The sequence below is a fragment of the Anaerobacterium chartisolvens genome, from assembly GCF_003337415.1.
Taxonomy (GTDB): Bacteria; Bacillota; Clostridia; order Acetivibrionales; family DSM-27016; genus Anaerobacterium; species Anaerobacterium chartisolvens.
Genome location: NZ_QPJT01000085.1, coordinates 1 through 1020, shown reverse-complemented (window position 1 = coordinate 1020; position 1020 = coordinate 1). Strand labels below are relative to the sequence as shown.

At 39.0% G+C, this 1020-nt stretch carries 1 protein-coding gene and 1 pseudogene; both read right to left on the bottom strand.

Features of this window, described 5'->3' with window-relative positions; all coding sequences use genetic code 11:
• Window positions 1-18 precede the first annotated feature (18 nt).
• Window positions 19-762, bottom strand: coding sequence for an ABC transporter permease (locus tag DFR58_RS21655; RefSeq protein WP_114300520.1), 744 nt, complete (start codon window positions 760-762; stop codon window positions 19-21).
• Window positions 749-1020 (bottom strand): annotated as a pseudogene (locus DFR58_RS22295) (hypothetical protein); the annotation flags it as partial. The gene DFR58_RS21655 and the pseudogene DFR58_RS22295, both read right to left, overlap by 14 nt.

Sequence of the window (1020 nt, the reverse complement as noted above, 5' to 3'; positions counted from 1 at the left end):
GGAATGTCCCCATTTAAATTAATGACTATCTTTTTTTAAGGAAAGAACCGCTATAATAAAGCTGATTGCACCTAGGACAAGGAGAAGTACTACCACGGAGGACAATTGAAACCAATCAATTGCCGCCCCCTGTGCCAACATTCTGATAGCATTTATAACATGGGTAAACGGATTAATCATTGCTGCAATTCGGAACCCGTCATGAAGCTGTTCAAAAGGTATTAGCGCTGAACTGACAAAAAACAATGGCAAAGTAAAAGTGTTTATAAGAGCGATAAAAGAATTTTCATCTGGTAGCGTAAGGCTGATGATGTAAGACACTGCCGCCACGAATGCCACCATCAGGAACAATAATACAGCTATAAGAAGCACTCCGCCTATTCCTGACGCAATTCGAACAGACATGAGAAAAGCGATAATCATTAAAATTGTGATTTGGATAAATGATAGGACAGAGGCATCTAAAATATGAGCCAGTATAACTGAGCTTCTTTTCACAGGAGAAATCATAATTCTGTAGGAGCTTCCTCCTGTTTTTAAGGAATAATTGGCAATTCCGCTTACGCCGGAACTAGACAGAACCCCAATAACTAAGATGCCGGGCAAGATAAAAGCTGTATAATTTCCTTCTGCGTTACTGCTGCTAAATATGGTGCTAAACAGTAAAAGCCATATGAGCGGCTGAACCAATGTCATAATAATAGTTACCGGGTTTTGAAAGCGCCATTTCACGCTTCTCCAAAAAAGATTATAAGTTTGCATTGTGAACGACCCCTTTATTTTTTTGTGTAAGAGATAAAAAGATTTCATCAAGGCTGGGTGTTGCCACTCCAATTGAGGAGTAAGGAATTTCTTTGTCCAACATCAATTGATTCAGAGTGCGAAAATCCCTTTTGGCGTCATGTGTGTTTACATAAATGCTATTTTGCTCTTGCCGTATTCCTTTGATAAATGGCAGAGATGATATCTGCGTTATTAATTCCTGCGGCCTTTTGGGATTATCCAAATTAATACGAACAA